Genomic DNA, 21875 nt, shown 5'->3' with positions numbered 1-21875 from the left:
TATTAACTACCACTATTCTGATAACCAATCTGTCTTCCGTAACTGCTGCTTGGTCTCGCGGCGACGTTTTTTGCGGACGATATCGATATCTTCTTTCTCATGAATACCACCTTTTCTTAACAGTGGATCTAGTGCCAAATAGTTGCGTGGTTTGACAGTACTTAGCGACTGTTGCGCACCTGTCATATTTTGACGTTCTAACTGCGCTTGCTGCTCTAACTGCCGTTCAATTTGTTTGGCCTTTTTTAAGGTTTGTTTTAAGCTCATGTTTTTACCTATATTTTCAATAATTCTAAATCTGTTTTATATATTCGAATGACAGCATAGTGAGGTCACGACTAGGAAATCGAGCGCAAATAGTACACTTAGTACATTTAGCTCGATTGAAACTGTCGTGACTCGCTATGGTTTTATTCGCTAGCCTTTAATACACATGACCTGCTTTAGCGTATGCACCACTTCGACCAAGTCAGCTTGATTGGCCATCACTTCATCGATGTCTTTATAAGCGCCGGGTATCTCATCGATGACGCCTTTGTCTTTGCGACACTCGACTCCATCCGTCTGCGCCTTTAGCTCATCGATAGTGAACGCTCGCATGGCTTTGCCTCGACTCATCTGGCGCCCTGCCCCATGTGAACATGAGCAAAACGATTCAGCCTCGCCCAGACCACGTACGATAAAGGACTTTGCGCCCATAGAGCCTGGGATAATACCTAGCTCACCTGCATAAGCACTGATAGCGCCTTTACGCGTCACATAGACCTGCTCACCGAAATGTACCTCTTCATTGACATAATTATGATGGCAATTAATGGCTTCTTTGGTCAGCTGAAATCGTGGCAATCCTGCTTGTGGCGACTGCAGTGACTTAATCACTAAGCGCATCATCTCGCGGCGGTTCTCTAACGCGTAGTCCTGTGCCCAGCTTACTGCTTCGACATAATCAGCAAAGCTATCAGACCCTTCGGCAAAATAAGACAAATCTCGATCTGGCACATGACCGAAGCGTGATTGACGCTCTTTTTTTGCAAGGTTAATAAAGTACTGACCGATACAATTACCGATGCCGCGACTGCCAGAATGCAGCATCACCCAGACATCGTTGTTTTCATCCAAGCACAGTTCAATGAAATGATTGCCACCGCCCAGCGTGCCAAGCTGCTTTGCCCACGTACGTTCAAAACCTTTGAGCATTTTGAGCAAGCCGGGATGCTTATCAGTAATCGGTTTTAGGCGTTTACCCAATGGATCAAGCGTTGAGTTCTTGGCTTGGATTTGCTTGTGCATGTTGAAGCCGACGGGCACTTGCTGCTCAACGATCGATCGCAATGACCGTAAGCTATCAGGCAGATCACTCGCTGTCAGTGACAAACGTACTGCGTTCATACCGCAGCCAATGTCTACCCCAACTGCGGCAGGAATGATGGCTGACTTGGTCGGAATCACGCTGCCGACTGTAGCGCCTTTGCCAACGTGCACATCAGGCATCACCGCAATGTGTGAGTGTACAAACTCTAGCTGGGCTAAATTGCGTAGTTGCTGCATCGCACCTTGCTCAACGTCCGAGGTATAAATCTTGACGGGTACACCGTGTTTACGATTTTCGTTTAATACTAATTGAATGCTCATTATTTATTACTTCCATTTTATTATTTTTATAACCATACGAAATATTTTTATTTTGACTATTATAGTTTTTAGATATTACTTACCCATCTCAATTAAAAAAAACGTTTAATGAGCACATAGGTTAATAAATCATAAAATAAAGACAATAAAATACCGTTTTTTATTAATTAAAAAATCAATAAAAATTCATGGTTAATTTATTATGGACATTTTAAAGAAAGATAATATAGATCAGCACCGTCGGCCACAGCGTAAATATTATACGCATAGAAAAGCTTTAGCTAAACAATAGCCTGAGTCGCTTTATTAGCAATAACGGTAAAGAAAAATATTAGGTAAACAGATAACAGCAGGCGCAATATGGCTTAGCACAATCGCAGAGCAAATTTAGCACAGTAGACTTAGAAAAGAGATAGCGCAAGTAGATACAGAAGGCTACTCGTTGATATCGATAGATGGGATATCACTCAATAGCTTATATAAAAATTTAGCCAAACCTTTTCGAAGGTGTCATTGCTGTCATGTGGTTTACATATTCAATCTTTAAAAATGTCTTGGTAGTTAAATAGGACACGATGATTCCTCCATAGGTTATGGCTAATGTCAGGACGACAATAGCAGGTTAATTGAAACGATTTATCGCTTATGAAAGATAAGCGATATAAATCAATGAGCCAATAATAACGATTTAAAAATTAAAGTCAATAATTAATTTGGCTTGTATAGAAAATAATTTAATAAACGTGTGTTTAATTAATCACTTTAATTTGAAATCTTATCGGTAGTTTTTAAGCTATAAAACTATTTAACACTTCAACCAATAAAGCAGCAGCGATAATTATAAATATCACCCCACAACCACGATTGAGCCACGCTAAACGATTACCTACATCGAGCCAACTTGCCAGCTTTTTGCCACCTAGCGTATATACGATTTGCCAAATCGTTTCGCTCAAAAACAAGCCGATGGTCAATAGGACATATTGTGGCCATAGTGGCGCACTGAAATTGATAAATTTAGGGAAAAAGGCCGCAAAGAACAAGATAGCTTTCGGATTAGATAGTGACACCCAAACACCAGTACGAAACAAGGTCGTGTTGCTCGGCGCTATTTTAGTAGCAGCACTAGAGAGTGAGCGCGGCTGTGGTGTAGGCAATCCATCAGTAGCAGCATAGTCTGCTGCTACCTCTGCACTCAACTCTTTAGCATCACTCATCAAGCTACTGTCACCAGCATCGCGCCAAGAGCTGATACCCAAATAGATTAAGTATACTGCACCCACGGCCTTGATAATGGTCAGTAGCCACGGTGACTGGCGACTGATCACGTCCAAGCCAAGTAGTGTCGATAGCAGTAATACAAACAAGCCAAGGCTCAGACCTGCTAGCGTCCATAAAGTTCGTTTGACGCCATAGTTCATGCCGTACTGAAATGCCAGCAGCATATTAGGACCAGGGGTCGCTGAGATAAAAAAAGTACTTGCGAAAAACACTGCAAACAGATGCCAAGACATCAACCCACCCCTACTTTGTCATGTATAAATGGTTCTAATACGAACAGCTATACGATTCAAATATGCGACTAAAAAATAAACACCGCCATTAAGACGGTGTCACTTATACCTATATATCAAAAAGTCTCGAAAAAACTATTAAAGAAAATACATGCCTTCTTCTGAATAATTATGATTGCATGGACGGCTGAGTCGTACAGCTATCTAACAATTTCTTTAAAAACGCATCGCAGCGTTCGATTTCGATGAGTTCGACATACTCATCCGCTTTGTGCGCTTGTTCAATACTACCAGGACCACAGATGATCGTTGGAATACCTGCATTGGTAAACTGTCCGCCTTCTGTGGCATAAGCGACTTTATGACGCTCGTCATCCCCTGTCAGCGCAGCGATTAACGATTGTAACTCAGCGCTATCGCTATCGGTCATGGCAGGGACGCTTTCTTCTTGCATCAGCTCGATGCCCGTCTCAGGCGCACGTGCTTGCATTTGAGCATTTAGCTCAGCGACTTTTACCTGAATAGGCTCGAGTATATCGTCTTGCGTCATGTGCGGCAGGTTACGATAGTCAAAGGTGAACTCGCACAGATTGGGTACAATATTGGTAGCTGTGCCGCCGTGTATAGTCCCTACTGATAAGGTAGAATAAGGCACTGTAAACAACGCATCGTTATCATCACGAGCACTCAGCTCTTCAGCAAGCGTATCTACATAGCCCACCAGTTTGCTGGCATAGCTGATTGCATTGACCCCTTGAGCAATCAATGACGAATGCGCTGATTTGCCATGAACACGGCAACGATAAACCGCAATACCTTTATGTGCGACCACCATCGCCATATTGGTGGGCTCACCGACGATACAATAATCAGGCGTGATACCACGTGCTTTTAGGTCTGCCAAAATCAATGGCGCACCCAAACAACCAACCTCTTCATCGAACGACAAGGCCAGATGCAATGGACGACGTAGCTGACCGCTATTCGATAACTGCACGGCTTGTGGCAATACCGTAAGCGCACAAGCGATAAAGCCCTTCATATCACACGCACCGCGTCCGTATAGCTTGTCACCACGTATCGTCGCGGTGAACGGCTCTGATGTCCAGTCCTGACCATCGACTGGCACCACATCCGTATGACCAGATAAGACCAGACCGTTATTGATAATATCAGCATTTTCACCAGCTGGTACGGTCACAAACAAGTTGGCTTTGGTTTTAGCTTCATTAAAGGTCAAATCTACCGTCAAACCCAACAGCTCACAGTACGACTTTACATCATTAATCAAAGCCAAATTAGAATGGCGACTAACTGTATCAAAGGCGATGAGACGTGTTAACCAATCAAGACTTTGAGTAGGATGCTCGACACTTTTCAGCTGGACATCGCTGCTACTGTCAACGTTATCGCTATTAATGACGTTGTCGCTATTACTACTGTTATTTTGGATCATAAAATATCCTTACTACAATTTTCAGAACTATGATATGTCAGAGCTGACTTACGATGGATTGTTATGATTCATCACATCAACCACTGGCGGCATTGGTTTTGGTAGCTTACCTTCTGCCTGTAGCTCTTTGGTTGTTTTGGCATCGATAGACAAACCAGCGATGAGCGCGATATCTTTGACAGCCTTACGTTTACGCGTGGCAAAGCTTACGGGTACCATACGAGCAAATTCATAGATATAGAGATAAGACTCTTCGCCACCTTCAAAATCTTCATCATCTTCGAGACGAATTGCGCCAATCTTAGCCAAATCAGATAGCATCTCGTTTTCTTCACTGGTCAAACCACAATCGGTAATACCGAAACCGGTCATAAAACCGTTTGCCCACTGTTTCAACGCCATCACGCGCTCGTATAAATCATGTTCATCATCTGGGATGAGCGGCATATACGCGTAGGCATCATCTTTGTCTTTGAGCTGAAACACGATGTCTTCCGCTTCTTCTGTCAGCAAGGTCAATGCAGGCTCTGGTAGCGGGGCAAAGCTGAGCTCTTCAAATACCTTAGCCCAAGTTGCTTCGTCAGGCGCATTACAAGCCGTCATAAGCCCTGTCATCATGCCATGCACTTCGCTGATAGACACGTCAGTCCAATCATCAAACGCGGTCAGCCAAGTATTCCAGCCAGAGATATTATCATTCATAATAGATGTCCTAGTAATTGATTACTGCTTATAAAATAAAAATAGTCGCGATAAAATGTCATGGACAAGTCATCGAAAAATAAAAGTGAAAAGACAAAGCCTGATGCTTGTAATTACTTTGTTGATATAGATATTATGCGGTCACCTATGGCATTATTAAATGCAGCGAACAAAATTCATTCACGCTTACTTGTTAAGGATAAAAACTGACTATGTATGATCAACTTAGAATATTAGAAAAAATGGTACTCGACATCAAAAAACAGTATCAGCTTGTCAGTGCTGAACTTAGCAGCTTAAAACAACACCCTGTTACTGATTCAAAAGAATTTGCCGCACTAAAAACCAAATTAGACAACAGCCATAACGAACGTGACGGTGCCAAGAAACAACTGAACGATCTCGACAAGCGCTATCAGAGTCTTGCAGAAGCGCACCATATGATCGGTGAAGAACAAGACAAACTACAAAAACAGATCAGCCAATTACAACAACAAAACAGCGAACTGCAACAACACAATAATGAGCTAAAGCAGCAGTATAGCGATATCAAACAACAAAACAGTGAACTGCAAAAGAAGAACCAATTGGCAGCCGAGCGTACGCAAGTCGTATTACAGCGCCTAACCCGTATCGATCAAGCAGAAGGCTAACGTTTTCTTGTAGCAGATAGCAAAGACGTACTGTTTATTCAACTGCATAACGCTATTTGTAAAATCTGATATCACTCATTTCACTGACCAGACATTGTAGGATTTATCATGACCGATGACCAAAGCAAACCGATAGAAAAGCAACCAAAAAATACTCAAGCGCCAAGTGCTCCAGTAACAAGTGCTCCAGTACCAGCGCAAAAAACGACACCAGCAGCATCAAATATATCAAGCTCCATGGCACAATCTAATACCAAAACACCTAAAGCGCCTGAACCACAAATCAAAAAAGTTGATATTGCGATTGCTGGAGTTACTTATCCGATATTTTGTCCTGTACATGAGCAAGAAGAGCTACTGTCAGCGGTTTCGTATATCAACAACTATGCGCTCGATCTAAAAAGAGATGCGCCAAGCCTTAGCCAAGAAAGCATACTGGTACTGTGCTGCTTAAACTTGTATGAAAAAATCCATGCCAATCAAAGAAGTGACGAAGATCGCTTGCAGAAAGACAAACAGTCCGAGGCATTGCTCAATAAAATCATGAAAGATGCTCATTCTATTCTGTAGATGCATCGTATTGTATTAAACACATAAGCGCCTAGCCAATAAAGTTAGGCGCTTTTTTATGGTCAATCATTTATCTATTTATGCATAAGGTGTATAGGTCTTGCCTGCGTGAAAGTCTGCCTGATGCTCATAATTGCAAAAGAATAACTCTTGGTTCGCTTCAACGTTGCCATCGGTAGCTGTGCTTGGTTTGGTTTCAAGTACACCGCGATATTCAGCCAAGCTGTTGCCACAGAAATTGCACTGACGCGGAGTGGTCACATCCCCTTCTTTTGGCATCATACTTTTAGGTGCACGCGGGTACATAAACTTATAAAAAGCCCACATTGAAGCCCAAATAATAAGGATGACGATAATAACAGCAAACACGGCAGTGCTCCTTCGATTACGGGTAAACGTGAGAAATAATGAAATCTACTAAATAAGATTATTTAACAGGTCTTGATAGCATAAATTTTACCGTCAATAATAGCGATAATACAATGCCTTTACCGTTTAATTGCTAATTGCGCTAACTGACTGGCTATATCTAACGGATAACTATATGAGTAAACCAGTCAACTGCATAGAAAAAAACCTGGCCACGATAAGCCAGGTTTTTTATCAAAAGTAACTGTCAAGTTAAAGCAATAATCAGGTTAAAGTAACTATCAGGCTAAAGTAACAATTAGCTTTTAGCAGAGTTACAGCTGTAGCTCGCTAATATCAGCTACCGTCAAGAACAAGGCGCGAACCTGCTTTAGTAATGCCAAGCGATTGTTTTTAAGCGCAGCATCTTCACTATTAACCATTACTTGATCGAAGAACTGGGTCAACGGCTCATCTAAGCTAGCCAGCGTTTGCAATACTTGCGTATAGTCCGCTTGCTCCAGCAGTGGTTGTACCACTGTCTGTGCTTGTTTCACATTCGCATATAAGTTTTGCTCAGCAGATTCAGACAGTAGTGCTTCATCTACCGTATCAGCAACATCACCTTCTGACTTGGCCAATATATTAGCAACACGTTTGTTTGAATCAGCCAACATCGACGCTTGTGACAGCTCGCTAAATGCTTGCACGGCACGGATACGCTGATCAAAATCAAGCGGCATATGCGGGTTAATCGCTTGCACTGCTTGAATCGTATCGACACTAACGCCTTGCTCTGTATACATCGCACGATAGCGCGAGTTTAGGAATGCCATGACTTGGGTAAAAGTATCACCCATTTTGGCAATCTTACTACCTTCAGCATCGCTATAGCCTTTGATCGCTTGCTCAACGAGCGCTACCAGATTAATCGGCAACTGCTTTTCGATCAAAATACGCAAGATACCAATAGCAGAACGACGTAAGCTAAACGGATCTTTTGAACCCGTTGGCGCTTGGTCAATCGCAAAAATACCAACGAGCGTATCTAAACGATCAGCCAATGCTAAGCAGATGCCAATCGGTGTCTGTGGTAATACATCACCGCTAAACTTGGGCAGGTACTGCTCTTCTAAGCTTGCCGCAACCGCTTCAGGTTCCTCATTCAAACGCGCATAATACGTACCTGCGATACCTTGCAATTCAGGGTACTCGCCGACGAGCGAGCTGGCCAAATCTGCTTTAGATAAAATACCCGCACGTACGGTTTCATCGACATTAATATCGTGGCCTTGCTGCTGCATCAACGTGGCGATAAACGCAGCAAGCTTGGCAATACGCTCAGATTTCTCCCAAATCGTACCCAGTTTGTCTTGGAATACGCGAGTTTTCAGACTCTCTGTGAGTGCAAACAACGGCTGCTTTTGATCCTGCAAGAAGAAAAACTCGGCATCAGCCAAACGTGGACGCACGACTTTTTCATTACCTTCGATAATCTGATTGGGGTCTTTAGACTCAATATTGGTGATAAAGATAAAGTAAGGCTGCAATTTGCCCGCTTTATCGGTCAAGCAGAAATATTTCTGATCCGCTTGCATGGTCGAGATAAGCGCTTCTTGCGGCACTTGTAAAAAGCGCGCCTCAAAGCTTGCTCGTAACGCAATGGGGAAATCAACCAATGCGGTGACTTCGTCTAACAAATCTTGCGGTACGATGGCATCAGAATTGACTTCATCTGCCAATGCTTTGACTTGGTTTTTGATCAGCATCTGACGCTTATCAAAATCCGCCACGACTTTTAGACCATCTAATAGTTGCTCATAGTCATTGGCATGAGCAATATCATGGTAGTCAGGGCTATGAAAGCGATGACCACGAGTTTGCGAGCCTGTCTCATGCCCTTGGATAGTGGCATCAATGACAGTATCATCCTGCATCAATACGACCCACTGTACGGGACGAACAAACTCGTTGCGACTTGCGCCTGAGCGCATACGTTTGGCAATCGGTAGGCTATCTAACGCCGTTTGAAAAATAGCCGGCAGTAGCTCGGTAGTCGCTTGACCACTGATCGTTTGCTCAAAACCAACATAGTCACCTTTATCGGTGTTAATGGTCGTAAGCTCGCTGGCTTCAATACCCAAGCCTTTAGCAAAACCCATCGCCGCACGGGTTGGATTGCCATCGCTATCAAATGCCGCTTTAATCGCTGGTCCGCGTTTTTGCTCAGTACGATCAGGCTGTTTATCGCTAATACCTTGAATCTGAATGGCCAGACGGCGCGGAGCAGCAAAGGCTTTGATACTATCAAAGGTAATATCTGCTGCCGTCAATTGCTCAGTAACACTGGCTTGTAGTGCATCACGTAATGGTTTTAGGCTCTTTGGAGGTAGCTCTTCACACCCCAGTTCAAATAGAATAGTACTCATGGGATGCTCCTATTTATCGTTAGTAGATTGGTTAGTGTCAGTATTTTCTTTTGCCAAGCTGTCTTTTGACACGTCTTCTTTTGGCAAATACTTATCAAGCGCGGCTTGGCGATGCTCTTCATCAGCCAATGGGAAGCCCAATTTGGCACGAGCTTCGACATAACCAAAGGCAACCTTACGAGCAAGCGTACGCACACGTAGGATAAAACGCTGACGCTCAGTCACTGAAATAGCGCCGCGTGCATCAAGCAAGTTAAACGCATGAGATGCTTTTAATACCATCTCATAAGCTGGCAATGGCAATCCTGCATCGACCAATTTGTCTGCTTGTTGCTCATAAAAATCAAACATCTCACCCATCATTGGCACATCAGCGTGCTCAAAGTTGTAGGTAGACTGCTCGACTTCGTTTTGATGAAAGACATCGCCATATGTGACACGGCCAAACTCACCATCTGCCCAGACCAAATCATAAACGCTATCGACGCCCTGTACATACATAGCCAAGCGCTCAAGTCCGTACGTGATTTCGCCAGTGACTGGGAAACATTCAATACCGCCGACCTGCTGGAAGTACGTGAACTGCGTGACCTCCATACCGTTTAACCAGATCTCCCAGCCCAATCCCCACGCACCAAGTGTTGGCGATTCCCAGTTGTCTTCTACAAAACGCACATCATGCACCAATGGATCAATACCAATGGCTCGTAGTGAGTCCAAATACAGCTCTTGGATGTTCGGTGGGTTTGGCTTTAGTACAACTTGGAACTGATAATAATGCTGCAAACGGTTCGGGTTATCACCATAGCGCCCGTCAGTAGGACGACGTGATGGCTGTACATAGGCCGCATTCCAGCGCTCAGGACCTAATGAGCGTAAAAACGTCGCGGTATGAAAAGTACCTGCACCGACCTCCATGTCGTAGGGCTGCAATACAACGCAGCCTTTATCGGCCCAATAATTTTGCAAAGTTAAGATTAAATCTTGAAAAGTCATCGGTTGAGAGTCTTTATCTTGTGTCATCGGGGTTATCGCTTGGGATGTCATAGTTTCGGTTTTCATAGTAAAGCCATTGTGAAATGAGTATTATTAAATAAATCTCTGATAGCGCACGCGCGACCTATTCGGCAACGACTCTATCTGCCTGCTCACCTTACTAAAAATTGACTATTTTATCCATATTTACATCAACTAAATTTGCATAGTGGGCACAAAACCTCGGTTGTATAGCGTATTTTCAGGCAAATCATCATGGAAGTCGCACTAATACAATAAATAAAAAAATACCCAAATGCGCTAGCATTCGGGCAGGAGGAAAATTGTATCTTGGGCATCCTGATTAATCAGGCTTTTTATTTTTTGGAGGTCTACTGTTTTTAACAAATACGTCTAACTTAAACTTGACTCTTTAACTGGTTCAGAAAACCTAATTTTAAAAATAACTATCAAGCTCCTATTATTGATAAGACTGACTATTTGCTTTTGGCATAATTATCCATAGGATGATATAAATCAAAATGCCTGGTACTGCTGCGCTTAACGATGAGATAATGACAAATAATACTCTCACCCATGTTGGCGACCAACCAGCATATTCTGCAATGCCACCCATCACACCTGCTATCATGCGATTGTTTGGTGAGCGATGTAATTTTGCTAACTTAGCCAAATCAAATACCTCTCTATTTTCTATTCTTGTTTATTTTTTATTCTATTTTTCTTACGTATCTAGCTAAAACATTATCTTGCTTTGCTAACTTACGAATCAGTATATCAATAATTCAGGATTTATCTGTTGAAGGTATAGCAGTACTTTGTGAGTTTATGCTACTCAAGCTTACCCTAATCTGTCATAGCACCATGCAAGCCCCTGATTTTAAATAGTTATTTCAAAATGTTTCAAAACGATCTTTGTTGCTACAACCTTGCAATCTCGCTTCACGTATCTTGTTATTTTTAATTTAATCAAAGAGATAAGCTCGCTTTATAACGCTAAAATCGAGTCAAACTTTTGATAGTCTGAATAATATTTTAGCTAACCAACTTTGCTCAGTTAAAAAATCCTCAATTAAAAAACGTGCGATTCCGTGTACGTGCGATATACCCTATTTTTACAATAACCCACCTGCAAATCATCCAAAAGCTTTATACCATGCTGATAAGCAACTCATATTTCAGATATTCTATGATGAAAGCTAGGACAGTGCTCAACTATTAGATAAGAATACCTTTATGAAGAATAGTAGAAGTAAAGAACGTGGTTGGTATTACGATTCTTAATAGATTTCTGATTTGGATCTTGATAGATGTCTAGTTTGGATTATCCAACTTAGACAGCATTGACCGTATTTTTTGGAATAGACATGGAACACTGAGAGTAAAATAAAAAAATAATAAGGATAACTATGTACGACACTGGATTGATGATTGGACATTTCGAGCCGCTGCATTTAGGACAGATGCGCAGCATATTGGATGCAGCAGGACAAGCCAAAACCTTGCATATCGTCATTATGGCGCATCCATCGCCGCATCCAGACTTTACTATCACCTTACAAGACAAAGCGCGTTGGCTACAGATGGCTTGTGCCGATTTACCATTTATTCATATTCATACGACTCATGAGATAGAGCTACCGCTGCACGAACATCTGTATAGCACTAGCGATGATGTCAGTATCGATGTCGCTGCTAGTAATGCCAAATTGCAACGTTTGATGGACGCCTTATCACTATCAACAGAGACTGTATTGTTTATGGCGGAAAACCATCCGCTCACTCGCAATGACATACAAGAGCAGCTGCTTTTGCCAGTCGTTACTACGCCGCTACAGCCGGAATTTGACTCTTATGCGATTGCGCGTGATCCCGTTGCCCATTGGTCAGCACTTCATCCGCAAGCACGCGCCGACTATACCAAGACTGTCGCTATCGTCGGCGGTGAAAGCTCAGGTAAGACAACGCTAGTCCATAAGCTTGCCAACTATTATGGTGCCAGCTTTGCCCTAGAGATGGGACGTCTGTATGTCGGTACAGATTTGGGTGGTAGCGAGGTTGGGCTGCAATATAGTGATTATGGTCCTATTTGTCTCGACCATGCTGAGGCAATCCGAGAAGCTAAAGCCAATGCAACTGCCCCTATCACCATCGTTGATACTGACTTTGTCACTACGCAAGCATTTTGTGAAGAATACGAGGGTCGCACGCATCCTTTTGTAGCTGCTTGCATTGATGAGTTTCGTTTAGACCACACCATTATGCTAGATAACAATACGCCATGGGTTGATGATGGTATGCGATCTTTGGGTACGCCTGAAGCGCGTGGACGCTTTGAGCAGCGTTTGATCGATATTTTTGCGCGTCACGATATTGCACCGCATATGATTGATCAGCCCGACTATGACGCTCGCTATCAACAAGCACTACTATTGATTGATCAATATATCTATGGCAAAAAATCATAAACTGTACTTAGCATATTTATAATAATTTATTCAATTAGCACATGTTATTTAACTAGCACACTTTATTTAACTAATACATGACAGTTAGCACTATATTGATATCAGTATTTACTTTAGGGGAAAAGCGATGCGTATTCAGCTATTGGACAACATCACCGGAAAATGGGCGATGCAATGGATTATCATTTGGTTTATTTGCGGTGTTATTGCCTTATCCGCAGGTTTTTGGCTCACGACAGACCATACCACGCTTGATTGGTTTTACTTGGCGGTCTCGTTCATTGGTTTGGTTTGCGTGGTCTCGTTATCATTCCGCAAAAACGTCATGGGCAATGGCTTTGGTATGGGGGCAACGGCTGGCGAAGTCATCGTACAGGCAACGTCTGGCGCAGTTGGTTTGATGCTTGCTCCATTATTTAACTTTTTTACCCATGTTTACGGTATTTTTTATTGGTCGAAGCACACCGATCCTGATGGCGACATGATACCCAAGTCAGCAAGTAAAGCTGTTTGGTTGATTACCGCTACCTTCATCATCGTTGGACTTGCACTGTTCCCTACGGTAAATGATTTATTAGCGAGCTACGGCTATGCGGTCGTACAGGATGATAGTAGTCTGTTTTTGGGATTTATCTCTTTCTTTTGGATTAACGTCATTGCCTTTGTGCTGTCCATCACCGCTCAGGCAGCTATGATTTTGCGTTATTCATTTAACTGGTGGTTATGGACTATCGTCAACTTTGTCTGGCTCATCGTGAATCTGATGTCTGGCAACTATATCTTTGCTATTCAGACTATGGTGTATCAAGTAAACGCCTTTATCGGCCTGTATGAATGGCATCGCAGCGAGCAGGGATAATGCGTCTCTTATAGAAAAACCCCTTGGGAATTTGAATAAAATCTTGCTGATATAGCATCAATAGCACGATTGAACTTGACTGTGCCGTCTATCAGATAACATGGTAGACAGGCGCAATTAGTGCTACAACTGATATTAACAATTGTCTTCGCATTGAGTTTAGTAGCGAGTCCATTAGCGAGTATGAGTTACTTATCTTATTTACTAACAGGGAGGTTAGTATGTCTCGTCAACCAAAAATGTCCAAACGTACGCTAGAGCAATGGCTTAGTGAGTACTCTGTCAGTCACCAAAACTTGGTCAATAAAAAAATCCATTGGTTATGTGTGCCAACCATCTTTGTCAGTCTGCTAGGTATGGGCATGTCGCTATCCGTGTGGTTTACCTTGGTACTAAGCGCATTAGTATTATTGTTTTATATGCGTTTATCTACGCCACTGTTTTTAGCGATGGGGATGTTTATTCTTATCTGTCTATCAGTGATGGCAGCGATGCCATGGGGCTTTAAAGCATGGGCAGCGGTATTTGTCGTTGCATGGATTGGCCAGTTCATAGGACATAAAATCGAAGGCAAAAAACCTTCTTTCTTTAAAGATTTACAGTTTTTATTAATCGGTCCAGCATGGGTGGCTAATAGTTTGATGCAACGCAAATAGTCGTTGGTCTCTACGTAATTTTGTAGAGATTTAACGTAGCTGTATGCTATTGATAACATCTACAACCTTTACCCTTAACAAAATAATGTCACTAACAAAAAACGCCACCCAGAGATTACTGAGTGGCGCTTTCTGTTTTACATAAGCTTTCAGGACTATATAAAATAGAATAAACTAGCTTACCTTAAGCACCAAACACTTTCATACGCTCTTCGACTGGCTTAAATGCTTTTTCGCCCGCTGGCTGCTCAATTGTTCCAAATACCAATTGTGCATTTAGCGTCCAGTCTTTGTCGATATCCCAAGCACTAGCTACTTTTTGATCGATTACTGGATTGTAGTGCTGTAAGTTTGCGCCAACATCGATACTGGCTAGTGCCGTCCAGATAACATACTGATGCATGGCGCTGGTTTGACTTGCCCAGATTGGGAAGTTGTCAGCATATAGTGGCGCTGCTTCTTGCATGCCTCTGACGACTGCTTGATCTTCAAAGAACAGCACCGTACCAGCACCATTACGGAAACCATTGACACGCTCTTTGGTCGATTTGAACTTCTCTTCATCACCAACGATTTCGCGTAACGTATCTTCGGTCATATCCCACAATTTACGATGGTCATCGCCGAACAATACAACGATACGTGTCGATTGCGAGTTAAACGACGATGGCGTGTGCAAAATAGCATGTTCAACTATTTTTACGATTTCGTCGTTAGCTACTGGCAGTTGGTTGCTTAGCGCATAGATAGAACGACGTTTCTCTGCTAGCTGCTGTAATGTTGTTAAATCTGACATAGTGTTTCTCCATGTGGTTAGTAAAATAGTTGTTAATAAAAATAATTTTTAGCGTCAATATTTACTGGTATGAGTACTTTAATTGATAAATCGCTTTGCTTCTCAATGACTACATAAATAGCGGTACTTCCATCACTAGCACACGGCTAGCTACTGTTGCGTCCATCATAAAGCTCTGAGTATCCCAAATGCAAAGGCCGTCACGAGTAGACAGGACTTGGCCATTTATTACGACTTTGCCGCTGAGGACAAATACGTAGACACCGTTGTTAGGATTATTTAATTGGTAAGTTTGCGATATACCTTCGTCAAAATCACCCATGCTAAACCAAGCATCTTGATGAATCCAAACCCCTGCATCATCAGAATAAGGTGATAGCACTTGGCTAAACTCGTTAGGTCGCATGATATCGCCCATATGCACTTGCTGATAACGCGGTGCGACATCCATTTTGTTTGGCATCACCCAAATCTGCAGAAACCTCACAGCCTCTGCATCGTCACCATTCATTTCACTATGGGTAATGCCTGTACCCGCTGACATTACTTGAATTTCACCAGTTTCTATGACGCCCTCGTTGCCGATACTGTCGCCGTGAGCGAGTTTGCCGGATAGAGGAATACTGATAATTTCCATGTTACGGTGCGAGTGATTGCCAAACCCCTGACCGCCAATGACAAAATCATCATTAATAACGCGTAAGGCACCAAACCCCATACGTTCGGGATTATGGTAATTGGCAAAGCTAAAGGTATGTCTGCTTTTAAGCCAGCCATGATTGGCATCGCCACGTGAGTCTGCTGCATGATAGATTGTTTTCATAGTTTATCCTTTGCTATCAACAGATTAATCCTCTATATACTTATTATCGATTAATCTATTTAAACAATGGGCTTATTATAATTATTAATTCTACATAGATAAACAACACTAAATGCAATTAACTATTCTTTTTTATAGAACAATCAGAGCGGTTTTAACGTAATATAGATTTTTTACATATATTAGCACAGCTAACTTTGTATAAATTACTTTAAGTTATGCTTATATAAAAAACTGTCTGCTGTTGAGATTTTCTGTGAAAATGTTCATGACGGTCTTTATTTGAGAGTAACCCTTTATGATTGTTCTTCATAAGTGTATAAGAGGTAACTCAGCCACTTATTGTTTATCGCTTATTGTCTATTGAGTAAGCACCCGCACCATGAGCAAAAATCATTAAAAACCCACCTGCGATTGAAATATTTTTCATAAATGAGATCATCTGTGATTCGTCAGTCCAGAACTGATGAAAAAGAATAGCTGACACTATGCTAAACCCAGCAAACAAGAAAGCGATTGGCCGAGCTTTATAACCTAGCAAGATAGCGATACCACCTAGTACCTCAAACGCGATTACCAATGGTAGTAACATACCAGGCACACCTACTGACTCCATATAGCCTTGAGTAGTCGCATAATCTGTGATTTTACCAATGCCTGCAAAGATGAAAATGGTTGATAATAATAGACGACCGAGCGGTGCGCTAAATTGCTGTAATTTGTCCATAATAATGCTCCAAAAGTGTGTTTAATCATGTCTCTAAGTAGAGAATAGCGCGATTATAGGCGTTGACTAGCATGGGATAAACAGCAATAATCACAAATATAAGTTCTTGGTTTAAGAACAATCATGAGGCATCGATAATGGGTCAATTAGAAGACATGGCGATGTTTGTACGCATTGTTGAGGCAGGTAGTATTACGAAGGCTGCTGAGCAGTTAAATATTGCAAAATCGGCCGTCAGTCGCCGACTTAAAGAATTGGAAGAGCGTTTAGGCAGTCAATTAATCAGCCGTACTACCCGCCAATCTAAATTGACGCAAGCTGGTGAGCAATATTATCAGCAAGTGAACAATATCTTGCGTGCAGTTGACGCTGTCAATGAGCATGCTACTGACGCTCCCATGCGTATTGAAGGTACGCTAAAAATGACAGCGCCGTTGTCCTTTGGACTCATGCATCTGAACGATGTGATTGATAAATACGCCAATCAGCATCCCAATCTGAGATTCGATCTGGATTTTTCTGATCGGCGTATCGATTTGATTGAAGAAGGCTATGAGTTGGCCATTCGAATCGGAGAGCTACAAGATTCTAGTTATCAAGCAAAGCCACTGGCACGGATTCGTTGCGCCATCTGCGCCAGTCCCGACTATCTAAAAAGAATGGGCACACCTGATACATTAGAAGATTTGGAGGGGCATGAGTTTTTGCAATACAGTCTTGGTCAAACAAACAGTATAGAGCTGATTGATGCACAAGGAAAAAAGCATTATCACGCGATGAACGCCAAAATTAAAGCCACCAATGGTGAGTTTTTAACAGATTTGGCAGTCAAAGGACATGGCATTACCATTATCCCAACTTTTATCGCTTATAAAAAACTGGCGCGTGGCGAGCTTGTACCGATTTTGCAGCAGTATCAATTGCCAATACTAAACGCGTATGCCGTCTATCCAAAAAATCGTTTTTTATCGCAGCGGTGTCGTTATTTGATTGACTTCATTGCCGAGCGCTTTGGTGATCATCCCTATTGGGATGATTTTTGATAGGATTTGCTTGAGCAAGGTTGATCTTTTACAAAGTATAGCGCCGTAGTTACTCTACGAAGCGCTCTACTATCAATAATTTGACTTTACTCAGTAATCGCTGAGATTTCACCAATCAGCTTCTTAGTCTTGTATCTTGCTTCTGCTAATGCCATTTTGTCCTGTGCCACAACGGTCAATACACATGGCTTGCCGATATAGTCTGTTTTGACAAATAGCATGTTGCCAGACGTGGCTTCAACGATCGTGATATCGCACTTACCTTGTTTCATCTGGGTGGCTGATGAGTCGCTGAGCGCTGATAGCGTACTACTCATCGCCGCAAACTTGTCGGATTGGTTGCTCAACTCTTTGATCGAGAAGCAGCTGATAGGAAAACCATCTGTGGTGCATAGGCTGACCAATATGATTTCTCTATTGGCTTCACACAAGGCTTTCATGTGATCTAAAAGTGCTATTTTCGCTGGTGATTTTTCGTTTTGTGTAGTCATATCTAACATTAACCTTGATTGTTCAGGGTATTAAATAATGATAATAGAGACACGGCGGACTCTTTATTTCTAGGATCTGTATTGATTACTGGAGCCACTATGTCGTGTTGCATCAGCATGACTCTGATTTCTTGTCCGAGTGCTGCCAAGCTTTGTTTATCAGCATCTTCGCAATGTGTAATACCAATAATACAAGTCGTCTGTTTTTCTGCTGGTGCAAAAAAATGTAGCAGTTTATCTAAGTTAGCATAATCAGGCGTCTCGCCATGCTTGATCAAGATCAGCAAACCCCACAAGGAGTGATTGACGAACTCCCACAAAAACGAAAAACGCTCTTGACCTGGCACCCCATAGATACCTAATGCCATATCATCAGACAAGGTAATTCTTCCATAATCAATGCCGACGGTGGTGTACTCTTTACCAATATCGATACTAGATTTTGCTTCTGTCTCGAAAGGACTGATTTCACTCAACGTCTTAACCATTCGAGTTTTTCCGGCGCCCACTTCACCAATGATAGCTAGCTTTTGATAATTCAATTTTTTACCTCATTCCTAAGAATCTTTTGATCGCACCGTAAAATTTGTTAGGCTTTTTTTCACTAACCTTTTGCTCATCTAATGGCTGTGCGTCTGTCACATTTAGTATACCTGATTGCTCAAATCCTACTATCATTTTTGTGACTTGATCAAGTGAGCCAAACTCACCACTATCCACTAACGCGTCAAATGGATACGGTTTTTTGGTCAATTTAACACACAAATCCATAACCATTTGAGGGTTACTTTCATGATTTAAGTCAGGCCAAGCCAATAATTTGAGACTTTTGCCTTTATAATCCTCTTGGGAGGCGTTATTAGATTTTTTTATGTCAAAGAAAGGCTGAATACGCTTGGTTTGTAGTTCATCAAAACTATTTAAAACCGCACTGTTATTTTCAATAAAAGTATCAAAAAAAGTGCCTTTATCTACAAAGTCAAATACGCTGACGCCCCAATTATCAAAGCTGCGCTCTGTCACATCCTTTTCAAGAAAAACCCAAATATCTTTATGTCTAGGATCAGATGCTATCTTGGCCATCAACTTATCTACTGCCGCATAAGGGCCTTCAAGTACTTGAAGATACTGCCCTTCGCGATAGGATATGATACCAGTGATTTGCAACTCTGGATTATGCTTGCTAGAGACTCTGACAATATCTGATAATCCAGCAGGCATACGAACACTGCGATCTTTGATAGGCGCTCTGCTGACATATGCAACACATTTCATTTTGTCACCATTTGATAGAACATCCAAAACTCAATAAATTCTTTATAACTATATATAAAATAATAATTCGTTATACACAGTACGCATATAACGAATTTGACCTTATTGCTGATAATGTTTGACACACTATCAGCAATAAGCTGGACTCAACAAACCAACGACGGTTTGATTGATGTTAGCCAAATTATACTTCCAATTTGCTTTCAATTGATTGTACTTTACGGCGTGCCAATGCAAGGTTCGCTTTTGATTTATCAAGTACTAGGTAGATGAATAAATCTTCATGACTGGCTGTCGGACGAATGATATGCAGCTGAGACTCTAGTGTGATCAACATATCTTCGATTTCACCTTTGATGTCCAGTGATTTCATCGTTGCTACTTTTGCTTTTACAACTTGCGAGTTACCAGCAGCAGCCAGCTCTAAATCAACACCACCGCCAATCATACCCAGCACCATACCTGACATGTAGTCAACGATACAGGCACCCATAGCGCCATCAAGATCCATTAATTCTTTCAAAGACTCATTGATATTTGACATACTTTTTTCCTATCCATTTGTTTGTGTGTAGATGAGATAATTTCTCTTGAAAACGCTTGTACAATTCAATCACGATAAACTGCATGATACTTATTCACTACTTACCTAATTATTAGCTCAACTTAAATTCTTCTACTTATACTGAAGAAGGTAATGATAATTCAATACAGATATTTAAGTGTTTTTTTAGGTACAGGAACTATAGCGTGCTCGTAAACAAAGCCGTCATCCCATATCAATTATTATATTCTATATTGCGACTCAGAGCACATTTGTACTTAACCACTTAAGAACAAATAACGACCGCTGAGTAGGAAAAATCATACCAATCAATAATCATTCTATTTTAAAGCGTAAAAATTACATCTTTAACTTTGAATTTAATAGATTTTTCGCCGACCTCATAAAACAATAAGAGAAACATAATGTCAGATTTACTCATACAAAATGCCCGATTGGCCAATCGAGAAAACTTGGTCAATATCAGTATAAATGGCTCTCATATTGAGAGTATTGACAACATCTCGGAGGCATTTGTTGATTTTCATCTCGATTTTGATTTGGACCCACAAAACTCCAGTATTCCAAAACTGGTTGAAGAAACCATCAAACGCCATTACCAAGGCCGTGTGTCTATCGGCCATGTGACCAAACTGTCCGCAATGGACAAAAACAAGCGCACAGAGTTGGCAGTGTTATTGAAACTCGCTGATATTACTTTGACCGTTTTACCTGCCACCGATATATTTTTAAATGGGCGTGATTATGATTCTCTAATTCCTAGAGGCATGGTGAATGCTAATGAGCTTTTAGAGATGGGCATTAATACGACCCTCTCTAGTAATAATATTTTGAATGCTTTCACACCTTATGGCGATGCCTCATTGGTCAGAATGGCGAATATGTACGCCAATGTCGCACAGTTGGCAAAGGATAAGCAGATAGCAGATGTGTTAAATATGATTACCAAAAACGCAGCTCAGCTACTCTCAAAGCAGACAGAGATAGTAGTAGGAGCACCAGCGACGTTAGTGGTACTAGAAGCAAAAGACGCGGTAGAGACGATTAGAACCAACGCTCAAGCATTGGCAGGCTTTAAAAATGGTAAGCAAACATTCTGTAATGACGCCGCTCGCATTTGTTTTGAATGATATAAGTAGTATCGCTTGGAGATATTCAATTAATTGAACGATTCAATCTATCAGAGCGCCACACTTCCAAAAGTTCTCATCAATTTAAAAGTTATCAAGAACTGTCATACCTAAAATCATAAAAGCATCATCCGACTACTCATTAGATGATGCTTTTTGCGACTTATATACGCCTACTTTACTGTCACGCTCAGATATCTACACGCTCAAATGAAGCAATATGTGTCTCATCACAAATAACTGTACTCATATAATGCTTCGGATCTTAAGATAAGAAATAAGTTAACTATTATAAAAATAGCACTATTTATAAACTGTCCTTATTAAAATCACTACCTGCTTACCCTCTTACTAATCGTCACCCCCGTAAAGCCAAACAGCAGTGTTAATAGCAATGACAAATAACAGAAGAATGCATAAGGCAAATACTCTAATACCGGCACCCCTAACGCCTGACTGATAAACACCCCGCACACACTCCACGGCACCAATGGATTGATCACCGTTCCTGCATCCTCAATCGTCCGCGACAAATTCTTAGGATGTAGATGTAAGCGCTCAAACGTCGACCGAAAGGCCGTACCTGACAGTAGAATACTCAAATACTGCTCACCGATCAGCACGTTAATGCTTAGTGCCGACATCGCTGCCGCAAATATCGCTCGCCCTGATGTCGTCAATGTGTCCTTAATACCAGATAGCAGTGCTGGCAAAATCCCTAATGCCGTTAACAGACCACCTA

At 41.7% G+C, this 21875-nt stretch carries 24 protein-coding genes; 7 read left to right on the top strand and 17 right to left on the bottom strand.

The window, feature by feature from the left end; genetic code table 11:
* Window positions 1–12: 12 nt before the first annotated feature.
* The 5 genes from QL898_RS07320 to QL898_RS07300 form a co-directional block, all read right to left on the bottom strand.
* On the bottom strand, window positions 13–267 hold the full coding sequence (locus tag QL898_RS07320; protein WP_201548149.1) for a hypothetical protein: 255 nt from the start codon (window positions 265–267) through the stop codon (window positions 13–15).
* A gap of 150 nt (window positions 268–417) precedes the next feature.
* Window positions 418–1632 carry an RtcB family protein gene (locus tag QL898_RS07315; RefSeq protein WP_290176337.1) on the bottom strand — a complete coding sequence of 405 codons (1215 nt, stop codon included), beginning with the start codon at window positions 1630–1632 and terminating at the stop codon, window positions 418–420.
* Between the two features lie 788 nt (window positions 1633–2420).
* Window positions 2421–3146 carry a LysE family translocator gene (locus QL898_RS07310; protein WP_290176336.1) on the bottom strand — a complete coding sequence of 242 codons (726 nt, stop codon included), beginning with the start codon at window positions 3144–3146 and terminating at the stop codon, window positions 2421–2423.
* A 169-nt stretch (window positions 3147–3315) separates the two neighbouring features.
* Window positions 3316–4602, bottom strand: a complete 1287-nt coding sequence (gene argE / locus QL898_RS07305; protein WP_290176335.1) for an acetylornithine deacetylase — start codon at window positions 4600–4602, stop codon at window positions 3316–3318.
* Window positions 4603–4650: 48 nt separating this feature from the next.
* Window positions 4651–5304 carry a UPF0149 family protein gene (locus QL898_RS07300; protein WP_057761477.1) on the bottom strand — a complete coding sequence of 218 codons (654 nt, stop codon included), beginning with the start codon at window positions 5302–5304 and terminating at the stop codon, window positions 4651–4653.
* A 212-nt stretch (window positions 5305–5516) separates the two neighbouring features.
* On the opposite strand from QL898_RS07300, the gene QL898_RS07295 reads away from it, so the two are divergent.
* Together QL898_RS07295 and QL898_RS07290 are read left to right on the top strand one after the other, a co-directional pair.
* Window positions 5517–5957: a hypothetical protein gene (locus QL898_RS07295; protein WP_057761479.1), complete on the top strand. Its 441-nt coding sequence runs from the start codon at window positions 5517–5519 to the stop codon at window positions 5955–5957.
* 108 nt (window positions 5958–6065) lie between these two features.
* The gene (locus QL898_RS07290) at window positions 6066–6527 is read left to right on the top strand and encodes a cell division protein ZapA (RefSeq protein ID WP_290176332.1); all 462 of its coding nucleotides are present in this window, start codon (window positions 6066–6068) and stop codon (window positions 6525–6527) included.
* 78 nt (window positions 6528–6605) lie between these two features.
* Here the strand turns inward: QL898_RS07290 and QL898_RS07285 are convergent, their stop codons facing one another.
* From QL898_RS07285 to QL898_RS07270, 4 genes are all read right to left on the bottom strand, one after another.
* The gene (locus QL898_RS07285; protein WP_224737782.1) at window positions 6606–6896 is read right to left on the bottom strand and encodes a hypothetical protein; all 291 of its coding nucleotides are present in this window, start codon (window positions 6894–6896) and stop codon (window positions 6606–6608) included.
* Window positions 6897–7210: 314 nt separating this feature from the next.
* The gene (gene glyS, locus QL898_RS07280; RefSeq protein WP_290176331.1) at window positions 7211–9304 is read right to left on the bottom strand and encodes a glycine--tRNA ligase subunit beta; all 2094 of its coding nucleotides are present in this window, start codon (window positions 9302–9304) and stop codon (window positions 7211–7213) included.
* Window positions 9305–9313: 9 nt separating this feature from the next.
* Window positions 9314–10300, bottom strand: coding sequence for a glycine--tRNA ligase subunit alpha (glyQ, locus tag QL898_RS07275; RefSeq protein ID WP_180952677.1), 987 nt, complete (start codon window positions 10298–10300; stop codon window positions 9314–9316).
* 460 nt (window positions 10301–10760) lie between these two features.
* Entirely contained in the window at window positions 10761–10973 is a 213-nt protein-coding gene (locus QL898_RS07270; RefSeq protein ID WP_057761485.1) for a PspC domain-containing protein, read from the bottom strand.
* Between the two features lie 736 nt (window positions 10974–11709).
* Here QL898_RS07270 and nadR point away from each other — a divergent pair.
* From nadR to QL898_RS07255, 3 genes are all read left to right on the top strand, one after another.
* Complete coding sequence (gene nadR / locus QL898_RS07265) at window positions 11710–12768, top strand: multifunctional transcriptional regulator/nicotinamide-nucleotide adenylyltransferase/ribosylnicotinamide kinase NadR (protein WP_290176330.1); 1059 nt, start codon at window positions 11710–11712, stop codon at window positions 12766–12768.
* A gap of 127 nt (window positions 12769–12895) precedes the next feature.
* Complete coding sequence (pnuC, locus tag QL898_RS07260; RefSeq protein WP_290176329.1) at window positions 12896–13627, top strand: nicotinamide riboside transporter PnuC; 732 nt, start codon at window positions 12896–12898, stop codon at window positions 13625–13627.
* A 221-nt stretch (window positions 13628–13848) separates the two neighbouring features.
* Window positions 13849–14283 carry an Mpo1-like protein gene (locus tag QL898_RS07255; protein WP_102091859.1) on the top strand — a complete coding sequence of 145 codons (435 nt, stop codon included), beginning with the start codon at window positions 13849–13851 and terminating at the stop codon, window positions 14281–14283.
* Between the two features lie 184 nt (window positions 14284–14467).
* Here QL898_RS07255 and QL898_RS07250 read toward each other — a convergent pair whose 3' ends face one another.
* The 3 genes from QL898_RS07250 to QL898_RS07240 all read right to left on the bottom strand — a co-directional run bounded on the left by QL898_RS07250 (window position 14468) and on the right by QL898_RS07240 (window position 16629).
* Window positions 14468–15079 carry a nitroreductase family protein gene (locus tag QL898_RS07250; RefSeq protein WP_057761493.1) on the bottom strand — a complete coding sequence of 204 codons (612 nt, stop codon included), beginning with the start codon at window positions 15077–15079 and terminating at the stop codon, window positions 14468–14470.
* A 109-nt stretch (window positions 15080–15188) separates the two neighbouring features.
* Window positions 15189–15902 carry a pirin family protein gene (locus QL898_RS07245; protein ID WP_290176328.1) on the bottom strand — a complete coding sequence of 238 codons (714 nt, stop codon included), beginning with the start codon at window positions 15900–15902 and terminating at the stop codon, window positions 15189–15191.
* 346 nt (window positions 15903–16248) lie between these two features.
* The gene (locus QL898_RS07240; protein WP_290176327.1) at window positions 16249–16629 is read right to left on the bottom strand and encodes a DoxX family protein; all 381 of its coding nucleotides are present in this window, start codon (window positions 16627–16629) and stop codon (window positions 16249–16251) included.
* A 137-nt stretch (window positions 16630–16766) separates the two neighbouring features.
* Between QL898_RS07240 and QL898_RS07235 the strand changes: the two genes are divergently transcribed.
* Window positions 16767–17672 carry a LysR family transcriptional regulator gene (locus QL898_RS07235; protein WP_290176326.1) on the top strand — a complete coding sequence of 302 codons (906 nt, stop codon included), beginning with the start codon at window positions 16767–16769 and terminating at the stop codon, window positions 17670–17672.
* 86 nt (window positions 17673–17758) lie between these two features.
* Here QL898_RS07235 and QL898_RS07230 read toward each other — a convergent pair whose 3' ends face one another.
* The 4 genes from QL898_RS07230 to QL898_RS07215 form a co-directional block, all read right to left on the bottom strand.
* Window positions 17759–18163 (bottom strand): hypothetical protein, encoded by a 405-nt coding sequence (locus tag QL898_RS07230; RefSeq protein ID WP_290176325.1) that lies wholly within the window; start codon window positions 18161–18163, stop codon window positions 17759–17761.
* Between the two features lie 8 nt (window positions 18164–18171).
* A complete protein-coding gene (locus tag QL898_RS07225) occupies window positions 18172–18705 on the bottom strand; it encodes a hypothetical protein (protein WP_290176324.1) in 534 nt (177 codons plus the stop codon).
* 4 nt (window positions 18706–18709) lie between these two features.
* A complete protein-coding gene (locus tag QL898_RS07220; RefSeq protein ID WP_290176323.1) occupies window positions 18710–19465 on the bottom strand; it encodes a BLUF domain-containing protein in 756 nt (251 codons plus the stop codon).
* A gap of 157 nt (window positions 19466–19622) precedes the next feature.
* A complete protein-coding gene (locus QL898_RS07215; protein ID WP_290176322.1) occupies window positions 19623–19982 on the bottom strand; it encodes a hypothetical protein in 360 nt (119 codons plus the stop codon).
* Window positions 19983–20407: 425 nt separating this feature from the next.
* Here QL898_RS07215 and QL898_RS07210 point away from each other — a divergent pair, with 425 nt between their 5' ends.
* Window positions 20408–21133, top strand: a complete 726-nt coding sequence (locus QL898_RS07210) for an amidohydrolase family protein (protein ID WP_290176321.1) — start codon at window positions 20408–20410, stop codon at window positions 21131–21133.
* A 332-nt stretch (window positions 21134–21465) separates the two neighbouring features.
* Here QL898_RS07210 and QL898_RS07205 read toward each other — a convergent pair.
* Window positions 21466–21875: Na+/H+ antiporter NhaC family protein (locus tag QL898_RS07205; RefSeq protein WP_290176320.1), on the bottom strand; the 410-nt coding region annotated here is incomplete at its 5' end.

It is taken from the genome of Psychrobacter sp. APC 3279 (genome assembly GCF_030407795.1).
Lineage (GTDB): Bacteria > Pseudomonadota > Gammaproteobacteria > Pseudomonadales > Moraxellaceae > Psychrobacter.
This window is presented reverse-complemented; position numbering and strand designations above follow the sequence as displayed.

What these genes read in the sequence shown, in the direction of transcription:
- QL898_RS07310 (WP_290176336.1), bottom strand. Translation starts at nt 3,146, where the DNA reads ATGTCTTGGCATCTGTTTGCAGTGTTTTTCGCAAGTACTTTTTTTATC.
- glyS (WP_290176331.1), bottom strand. Translation starts at nt 9,304, where the DNA reads ATGAGTACTATTCTATTTGAACTGGGGTGTGAAGAGCTACCTCCAAAG.
- QL898_RS07210 (WP_290176321.1), top strand. Translation starts at nt 20,408, where the DNA reads ATGTCAGATTTACTCATACAAAATGCCCGATTGGCCAATCGAGAAAAC.
- QL898_RS07295 (WP_057761479.1), top strand. Translation starts at nt 5,517, where the DNA reads ATGTATGATCAACTTAGAATATTAGAAAAAATGGTACTCGACATCAAA.
- QL898_RS07250 (WP_057761493.1), bottom strand. Translation starts at nt 15,079, where the DNA reads ATGTCAGATTTAACAACATTACAGCAGCTAGCAGAGAAACGTCGTTCT.
- QL898_RS07255 (WP_102091859.1), top strand. Translation starts at nt 13,849, where the DNA reads ATGTCTCGTCAACCAAAAATGTCCAAACGTACGCTAGAGCAATGGCTT.
- argE (WP_290176335.1), bottom strand. Translation starts at nt 4,602, where the DNA reads ATGATCCAAAATAACAGTAGTAATAGCGACAACGTCATTAATAGCGAT.
- glyQ (WP_180952677.1), bottom strand. Translation starts at nt 10,300, where the DNA reads ATGACTTTTCAAGATTTAATCTTAACTTTGCAAAATTATTGGGCCGAT.
- QL898_RS07235 (WP_290176326.1), top strand. Translation starts at nt 16,767, where the DNA reads ATGGGTCAATTAGAAGACATGGCGATGTTTGTACGCATTGTTGAGGCA.
- QL898_RS07315 (WP_290176337.1), bottom strand. Translation starts at nt 1,632, where the DNA reads ATGAGCATTCAATTAGTATTAAACGAAAATCGTAAACACGGTGTACCC.
- QL898_RS07240 (WP_290176327.1), bottom strand. Translation starts at nt 16,629, where the DNA reads ATGGACAAATTACAGCAATTTAGCGCACCGCTCGGTCGTCTATTATTA.
- QL898_RS07245 (WP_290176328.1), bottom strand. Translation starts at nt 15,902, where the DNA reads ATGAAAACAATCTATCATGCAGCAGACTCACGTGGCGATGCCAATCAT.
- QL898_RS07290 (WP_290176332.1), top strand. Translation starts at nt 6,066, where the DNA reads ATGACCGATGACCAAAGCAAACCGATAGAAAAGCAACCAAAAAATACT.
- pnuC (WP_290176329.1), top strand. Translation starts at nt 12,896, where the DNA reads ATGCGTATTCAGCTATTGGACAACATCACCGGAAAATGGGCGATGCAA.
- QL898_RS07215 (WP_290176322.1), bottom strand. Translation starts at nt 19,982, where the DNA reads ATGTCAAATATCAATGAGTCTTTGAAAGAATTAATGGATCTTGATGGC.
- QL898_RS07300 (WP_057761477.1), bottom strand. Translation starts at nt 5,304, where the DNA reads ATGAATGATAATATCTCTGGCTGGAATACTTGGCTGACCGCGTTTGAT.
- nadR (WP_290176330.1), top strand. Translation starts at nt 11,710, where the DNA reads ATGTACGACACTGGATTGATGATTGGACATTTCGAGCCGCTGCATTTA.
- QL898_RS07230 (WP_290176325.1), bottom strand. Translation starts at nt 18,163, where the DNA reads ATGACTACACAAAACGAAAAATCACCAGCGAAAATAGCACTTTTAGAT.
- QL898_RS07320 (WP_201548149.1), bottom strand. Translation starts at nt 267, where the DNA reads ATGAGCTTAAAACAAACCTTAAAAAAGGCCAAACAAATTGAACGGCAG.